5 protein-coding genes are annotated in these 7,904 nt (G+C 72.4%); 2 read left to right on the forward strand and 3 right to left on the reverse strand.

What is annotated here, in order from left to right; genetic code table 11:
* Window positions 1–187 precede the first annotated feature (187 nt).
* On the reverse strand, window positions 188–3,445 hold the full coding sequence (locus tag DZG00_RS09835; RefSeq protein WP_119455581.1) for an efflux RND transporter permease subunit: 3,258 nt from the start codon (window positions 3,443–3,445) through the stop codon (window positions 188–190).
* A gap of 188 nt (window positions 3,446–3,633) precedes the next feature.
* Here DZG00_RS09835 and DZG00_RS09840 point away from each other — a divergent pair, with 188 nt between their 5' ends.
* The gene (locus tag DZG00_RS09840) at window positions 3,634–4,032 is read left to right on the forward strand and encodes a DUF2256 and DUF3253 domain-containing protein (RefSeq protein ID WP_119382326.1); all 399 of its coding nucleotides are present in this window, start codon (window positions 3,634–3,636) and stop codon (window positions 4,030–4,032) included.
* 17 nt (window positions 4,033–4,049) lie between these two features.
* Window positions 4,050–4,448, forward strand: coding sequence for an LPS-assembly lipoprotein LptE (locus tag DZG00_RS09845; protein ID WP_119382325.1), 399 nt, complete (start codon window positions 4,050–4,052; stop codon window positions 4,446–4,448).
* Here the strand turns inward: DZG00_RS09845 and DZG00_RS09850 are convergent.
* Entirely contained in the window at window positions 4,445–5,509 is a 1,065-nt protein-coding gene (locus DZG00_RS09850) for an FUSC family protein (RefSeq protein ID WP_119455580.1), read from the reverse strand. The genes DZG00_RS09845 and DZG00_RS09850 overlap by 4 nt on opposite strands.
* 126 nt (window positions 5,510–5,635) lie before the next feature.
* Window positions 5,636–7,717: a glycogen debranching protein GlgX gene (gene glgX, locus DZG00_RS09855; protein ID WP_119382323.1), complete on the reverse strand. Its 2,082-nt coding sequence runs from the start codon at window positions 7,715–7,717 to the stop codon at window positions 5,636–5,638.
* Window positions 7,718–7,904: the final 187 nt, after the last annotated feature.

Below are 7,904 nucleotides of genomic sequence, written 5' to 3' on the forward strand. Positions count from 1 at the left end.
CCCCTCTGCGGAACGAGAGGGGGAAACCGGCCCACCTGACTGACAAATCCATCCGCCCGGATGGATGGTCCGGTAGCGGTGTCAAGAGCCGACTGGAGAACACTACCGGACGCGACGCCCGGGCACCAGGGCAGCGCTACGCCCGGGCGCGCCACGCGGCGCCCCCGGGCGGGGTCGGGAGGCGGGATCAGCCCGCGGCGCCGGCCTCGGTCGTCGTGGCGGATCCGCCCGCGGGCAGCCCGCGCTCGGCGCGCCTCCGCTCGCCCCGCGCCCGGATCCGCAGCGCGCCCCGCTCGACCAGCGAGTACAGCGACGGCAGCACCACGAGCGTCAGCACGGTCGACGACAGCAGGCCGCCGATCACGACGATGGCCAGCGGCTGCGAGATGAAGCCGCCGTGCCCGGTGAGGCCGACCGCGAGCGGCAGCAGCGCGAAGATCGTCGCGAGCGCCGTCATGAGGATCGGTCGGAGCCTGCGCCCCGCGCCCTGCAGGATCGCCTCGCGGAGGTCCATGCCGCGCGTCCGGTACTGGTTCACGAGGTCGATGAGCACGATCGCGTTGGTCACCACGATGCCCACGAGCATCAGCAGGCCGATGATCGAGGCGACGCCCAGCGGGATCCCCGTCACCACCTGCAGCAGCACCGCGCCGGTCGCCGCGAACGGCACCGAGACGAGCAGCACGAGCGGCTGGATGAGGCTGCGGAACGTCGCCACCATGATGATGTAGACGATCAGGATCGCCGCCAGCACCGCGAGCCCGAGCTGCCCGAAGGCGTCCGACTGCTGCGACGCGACGCCGCCGAGCGTCGCCTGCGCGCCGGCCGGGAGCTGCACGTCGGCGACGGCCTGCGACACCTCGGACGAGGCGAAGCCGACGTCGTCGCTGCCGGGCGTCGCGCTCACGGTCGCGCTGCGGAAGCCGCCCGTGGTCGTGACGGTGGCGGGGCCGTCGGTGACCTCGACGGTCGCGAGGTCGCTGAGCGGCACGGGGCCGCGCGCGGTCGGGATCCGGAAGTCGCGCAGCCCCTGCAGGCTCTGCGCGGCGTCCGGGTCCTGGATGTAGACGGACAGCGTCTTCTCGTCGATCACGACCTGCCCGACCGCGGCCGGCAGCCGGCTCGCGGTCACGATGCCGCCCACGGCCTGCTCGCTGAGACCCGCGGCCGCGGCCTTCGCCCGGTCGACGGTCACCGCGATGTACGGCTGCGTCTCGGAGAGGTTGCTCGTGGCCTGCTCGATCGACGGGATGTCCTGCACGGCCGCGAGGATCGCGTCGGCCGACGCCTTCAGGTCGTCGCCGTCGTTCGCGGTGATCTGCACCTCGATGTCGCTCGAGGAGAACCCGCCGGACGCCGCCGCGAGCGACACGTCGCCCACGTCGGTGAGGCCGTCGACCGCGGAGCGCACGCGCTCGCGGATGCCGTCCTGGTCGGCGTCGGGGTCGGTCGTGAGCGAGAAGGTGATCCCACCGCCGCCCCCGAAGGCCGAGGTGAGCGACGTGCTGTCCGAACCGATGGAGGTCTGCACGGTCTCGACGCCGTCGACGCCGATGAGCGCCTGCTCGACCTCCGTCGCCGCGGTGTCCTGCGCCTCGAGGCTGGTGTCGCTCGGCAGCTCCTGCGAGACGGTGAGCGTGTTCTGCCCGCTGTCGCCGAGGAAGTTCGTCTTCATGCTCGGGATGAGCGCGACCGTGCCGCCGAGCACGAGGATCGCGAGGATCAGCGTGACCGCGGAGTGCTTGAGGGTCCAGGCGAGGATCGGCAGGTAGCCGCGCTGGAGGCGCGTGGGCTTCCCGATCCCCTCGCCCTCGTCGTGGGCCGCGTGGGATCCGCGGGCCCGTCGACCGGCGAGCTCGCGGTCGTCGACCGGTCCGGTGACGGCCGCGTGCGCGCCCGCGCGGGCCCGCTCGGTCTCGGCCGACGCGGACGCGGCGGCGGCCTTCTTGCGCGCCCTCCGCGACTCCCCCTCGGGCCGCAGGAACCAGTACGCGAGCACCGGCACGATCGTCAGCGAGACGAACAGCGACGCGGCGAGCGCGATGGTCACCGTGAGCGCGAACGGCCGGAACAGCTCGCCCGTGATGTCGCCCACGAGCGCGATGGGCAGGAACACGGCGACCGTCGTGGCCGTGGACGCCGTGACCGCGCCCGCGACCTCCTTCACTGCCGCGCGGATCGCCTCCAGCCGGTCGGGCGTGAAGGAGAGGTGCCGCTTGATGTTCTCGATCACCACGATCGAGTCGTCCACCACGCGCCCGACCGCGATCGTGAGCGCGCCGAGCGTGATGATGTTGAGCGTGTAGCCCGAGGCGAGCATCCCGATGAAGGTGATGAGCACGGAGGCGGGGATGGAGATCGCGGTCACGATGGTGGACCGGATCGAGAGCAGGAACACGAGGATCACGAGCACCGCGAACACGAGGCCGAGCAGCCCCTCGGTGGTGAGGCTCGAGATCGACTGCTCGATGAAGGGCGCCTGGTCGAACACGACCGTGAAGCGCGTGCCGTTCCCGAGGTCGTCGGCGAGCTGCGGCAGGAGCTGGGTCACCAGCTGCGAGACGTCGACCGTGTTGCCCGCCGGCGTCTTGGTCACGGCGATGGTGAGCGACGGCTGGCCGTCGACGCGCGAGATGCCGGTGGTCGGGTCCTGGCCGAGCTCCACCGTGGCGACGTCGCCGATCGTGAGCTCGCGCCCGCCCGCGGCGCCGAGCAGCGGCAGCGAGGCCAGGTCCTCGGTGGATCCGAGGCGCGTGCCGGACTGCACCGACAGCGTGGTCCCGTCCTCGGTCACGGAGCCGGCGGGCAGCAGCGAGCCGTTCGCGTCGAGCGCGTCGCGGATCGCCTGGTTGGAGAGGCCCGCCGCCTGCACCTCGGCGGGATCCGGCGTGATGACCACGCGCTGCCCGACCGTCCCCAGCAGGCTCGCGTCGCGCACGCCCTCGAGCTTGCGGATGTCCGCGAGCGTCGAGCGCTCGAGAGCGGCCGTGAGGTCCTGCGGGCTGAGGTCGCTCGTGACGGCGATCTGGATCACCGGCAGGTCGTCGATGCTGCCCGCGATGACCACGGGGTCGATGCCGTCGGGCAGCGTCGTGCGGATCCGGTTGATGGCCTGGTCGATCTTCTGCTCGGCCGTCGCGAGGTCGGTGCCGTAGGTGAACGACGCGGAGATCACGGACGAGTCGGTGCGCGAGGTCGCGGTGGAGGACTCGAGGCCGGGCACCGCCTGGATCGCGCGCTCGATGGGCGTCGACACGTCGGTGTCGACGACCGCGGGCGATGCGCCCGGGTACGCCGTGACGACCGCGAGCTGCGGGAACGACACCGACGGGATGAGCTCCTGCTTGAGCGTCGTCAGCGCGATGCCGCCGAACACCCCGATGACGATCGTGATGAGCGCGATCAGCGCCCGGTTGCGGAGGCTGAAGACGGAGAGGAGATGCAGGGGGTGCTCCTTGGGAGATGCGGGCCGCGGGTGCGGCGGTCGCTCGGACCGCTGATCGCCCGCACCGGGAACCCGCCCCGTGGGGGCAGTATCGCATCCGCTCTCGGGAAATCCCCGCTCGCGGCGGGTTTTCGGCAAGGCGTCACCGCATCCAGCCGACGCCCCTCTCCGCGGAGCATGCTGGAGGGATGGCGCACCGGGCATCGACGACGAATGACCGGGTCCCCGAGCCCAAGACCTGCGTCTCGTGCGGCCGCACCATCGAGTGGCGCAGGAAGTGGGAGCGTGACTGGGACGAGGTGCGCTACTGCAGCGACGCGTGCCGTCGTCGCGGCGTCAGCGACGTCGACGCGGCGCTCGAGCGGCGGATCCTCGACCTCCTCGCGCACCGCGCCGGCGGCGCCACCATCTGCCCGTCGGAGGCCGCCCGCGCGGAGTCGCCCGACGACTGGCGCGACCTCATGGAACCGGCCCGCCGCGCGGCCCGGCGGCTCGTGGACGCGGGCGAGGTGGAGATCACCCAGAAGGGGTCGGTCGTCGATCCCTCCACGGCCAAGGGGCCCATCCGCATCCGCCGCCGTCGCTGACGAGGCACACTAGGGGGATGCATCGACCGACCCTGACCGTCCTGGCCGCCATCGCGAGCGCGGTGCTCCTGTCCGGATGCGGGGTCCAGTCGGAGTTCCAGACGCCCACGACCAGCATCTACGCCACCACGGCGGACGCGCAGGCGGCGCTCGGGGCGTCGATGCCGACGTGGATCCCGGAGGACGGCACGCTCATCCGCACCAAGTCGGAGGCGCAGGAGGGCAGCATCGTCGCCGTCCAGACCGCGCAGCCGGCCCCCGCCCCCGGCGGCTGCACCGACCTGCGGATGAGCGAGATCCAGGACACCTGGTGGCCGCCGGAGATCGACCCCGCGACGGTCACGTGCGCCGACGGCTGGAACCTCTTCGGCGCGAACGGCCGCATCTACGGCTGGAGCAGCACGGTCCTCGGCTAGGCCGTCCCCGCGATCCCCGACCGCCGCCGCCGGGCCGCGAGCGCCCGCAGCACGAGGATCACGACCACCCCGACGCCTGCACCCACGACCGTGTCGACCACCCGGTCCGCGACGAGCGGCAGCACCGTCACGGTCCGGCCGAGGCTCCCCATCACGAGCGCGAGCGGCGTGATGAAGACGAGCGCCAGCCCGTAGTGCCTGCCGACCGCGAGCTCGGCCGCGAACTGGCAGGCCACGGCCACCGCGATCACGCCCGCCGCGGGCAGGTGCAGCGCGAGGATCCCCGCGGCCACCACCGACCCGGCCAGCGTCCCGAGCACGCGGTGCGCCACACGCGTGAACGACAGCGGCCCGCGCACCACGGGCAGCACGGCGACGAGCGTCACGACCGCCCAGTAGTGGTGCCCGAGACCCAGCGCCACCGCGATCGCGCCCGCCACGAGCGCGCCGACGACGTTCGCGACCACGGCCGTCCACGCGGCGGGGTCGCGGTGCACGGCGGAGTCCCGCACGGGGATCCGCGGGAGCGCGCGGAAGCGGTGCGCGTGCGCGTCCGGCGCGAGGCGGCGGAGCAGCCAGCCGGACATGCACACGCCCGCCGAGAACAGGATCGCCGCCACCGCCGTGATGAGGGCGTCGCGGGCCTGCGCCGGACCCACCGGCACGGCCGCGCAGACGACGAGCCCGAACACGGGGAACAGCGGATGCGGCGGCACGAGGCTCATCGCCGTCGACACGAGCGACGCCCCGCCGAGCACGATCGCGAGCCCCGCGGCCTCGAGCGCGAGCGGCGCGTCGGCGAGCGAGAGCAGCACGCCCGTGGTGATCGCGACGAGCATCATCCCGGCTCCGGCGCCCACGCTCGCGAGCCGCAGCCGGTAGCGCTCGTTCCGCCCGTAGAGCCCGGTGAAGGCGCCGAACGACGCGTACAGCGCGAGGTCGAGCCGGTCGATCGCGAGCAGCACGACGAGCGGCACGAGCAGGCCGACGCTCGCGCGCATCGCGGCCTCGAGGTCGAGCGTCCGGGTCGACGGCGGTCGCGGGATGGGCGATGACGTCACACGGGATCCGATCTCCCCGGGAGCGGAGACGGGGCCCTCCCACGGTACGCCCGCACGGCGCCGCCCCCGTACGCGCCGACGCGCCCCCGGTCTCCCGGGGGCGCGTCGGCGGATCGAGCGGTGCGGCTAGGAGCGCGCGGCCCGCAGCACGGTGAACGAGCGGTCGCGCACGAGGATGCTCGTCGCGTCCTCGGTCACGTTCTGCTCGGAGTCCGACGAGATGGCGAGGTGCCACGACACGCCCACGCCCTCCGGCAGCTGGAACTCGACCGGACCCTCGGCCGCGTTGAACGCGACGAAGAACGTGTCGCTGTTCTTCCCCTTCATGATGACGGCGATGCTGAACGCGTTCGGGTCCGTCCAGTCCTCCGGCTCGAGCGTCGCGCCGTCGGCCCGGATGAAGCGCACGGCCTCCTCCGCGCCCTCGACGTCGTCGCCGCGGAACCAGATCGGGCGGAGCGCGCGGTTGCCGCGGCGCAGGCGGATCAGCTTGCGCGTGAAGTCCTGCAGCTCGCGGTCCGCGTTCTCCCAGTCGTACCAGGAGATCTCGTCGTCCTGGCAGTAGGCGTTGTTGTTGCCGCCCTGCGTGCGCGCGATCTCGTCGCCGCCGAGCACCATCGGGACGCCCGACGACAGCAGCAGCGTGCCGAGCATGTTGCGGCGCTGCCGGTCGCGGATCGCGTTGATCTCGGGATCGTCCGTCGGTCCTTCGACGCCCGCGTTCGAGGAGCGGTTGTCGCTCTCGCCGTCGTTGTTGTCCTCGCCGTTGGCCTCGTTGTGCTTCTCGTCGTACGAGGTGAGGTCCGCGAGCGTGAAGCCGTCGTGCGCCGTGATGAAGTTCACGCTGCACAGCGGCGAGCGGCGGCCGGACTCGTACACGTCCGGGCTGCCGGTGATCCGCTGGGCCAGCGCGCCGAGCACGTTCTGCCCGCTGTGCCAGAAGTCGCGCACGTCGTCGCGGTACTTCCCGTTCCACTCCGACCAGTCCGCGGGGAAGCCGCCGACCTGGTATCCCGCGGTGTCCCACGGCTCGGCGATCATCTTCACCGGCGCGAGCACCGGGTCCTGGTGGATGAGCGTGAGGAACGCGCTGTGGATCTCCGCGTCGCCGTCCTGGCGCGTGAGCGTCGTGGCGAGGTCGAAGCGGAAGCCGTCGACGTGCATCTCCTCGACCCAGTAGCGGAGCGAGTCCATGATCAGCGCGAGCGCGGCCGGGTGGCCGACGTTCAGGCTGTTGCCGGTGCCCGTGGTGTCGAAGTACGACGCCTCGTCGCCCTCCACGAGCCGGTAGTAGGACGCGTTGTCGATGCCCTTGAGCGACAGCGACGGACCCATGTGGTTGCCCTCGGCGGTGTGGTTGTAAACCACGTCGAGGATCACCTCGAGGCCGGCGGCGTGCAGCGCCTTCACCATCTCCTTGAACTCGGCGACCTGCTGGCCGCCGTCGCCCGCGGAGCTGTAGTCGGAGTACGGCGCGAGGAAGCCGATGGAGTTGTAGCCCCAGTAGTTGCGGAGGCCCTTCTCCTCGAGGTGCGAGTCCTGCATGAAGTGGTGCACGGGCAGGAGCTCGACGCTCGTGACGCCGAGGTCGGTGAGGTACTCGATGGCGCTGGGGTGCGCGAGCCCGGCGTAGGTGCCGCGGATCTCCTCGGGCACCGACTCGAGCTGCTGCGTGAAGCCCTTCACGTGCACCTCGTAGACGACGGTCTCGTCGAGCGGCGTGCGGGGGGCCTCGTCGTCCTCCCAGTCGAAGCGGCGGTCGGCCACGACGGAGCGGGGCATGGACGCGGCGGAGTCGGCCTCGTTGATGGCGGAGGGATCCGCGAAGGTGTGGGCGAAGACGTCCTCGCCCCAGGTGGGGTGGCCCTCGATCGCGATGGCGTAGGGGTCGAGCAGGAGCTTGGCGGGGTTGTGGCGGAGGCCGCGCGCGGGATCCCACTCGCCGTGCACGCGGAGGCCGTAGCGGGTGCCGATGCCGGCGCCCTCGACGAGGCCGTGGAACACGTGGCCGGTGCGCTCGGAGAGCCGCGTGCGGGACTCGGTGCCGTCGTCGTCGAAGACGCACACCTCCACCGCCTCGGCGGTCTCGGAGTACACGGCGACGTTGAGGCCGCTGGGCAGGCCGCCGTCACGCGCCACGACGGTGGCGCCGAGCGGGTACGGACGGCTGATGTAGGAGCGGCTGATGGGAGGGAGGTCGATGGTCACCGGTTCAGTATGCTCGCGCCCGCGCAACTCCTTCGTGCACGAAGGGCGAATCCCAGGCAGCGGTCCGAGACCGGCGCTCGCCGGACACGGACCGCCGCCCGGGGCGACCGGTGCCGCCCGCTACCGCCCGTGCAGGGAGGCCAGCGCCCGCTCGGCGTCCGCGCCCCAGGTCGCGAGGAGCACGCCG

Origin of the sequence: Clavibacter lycopersici (genome assembly GCF_003576405.1) — a bacterium.
GTDB lineage: Bacteria > Actinomycetota > Actinomycetes > Actinomycetales > Microbacteriaceae > Clavibacter > Clavibacter lycopersici.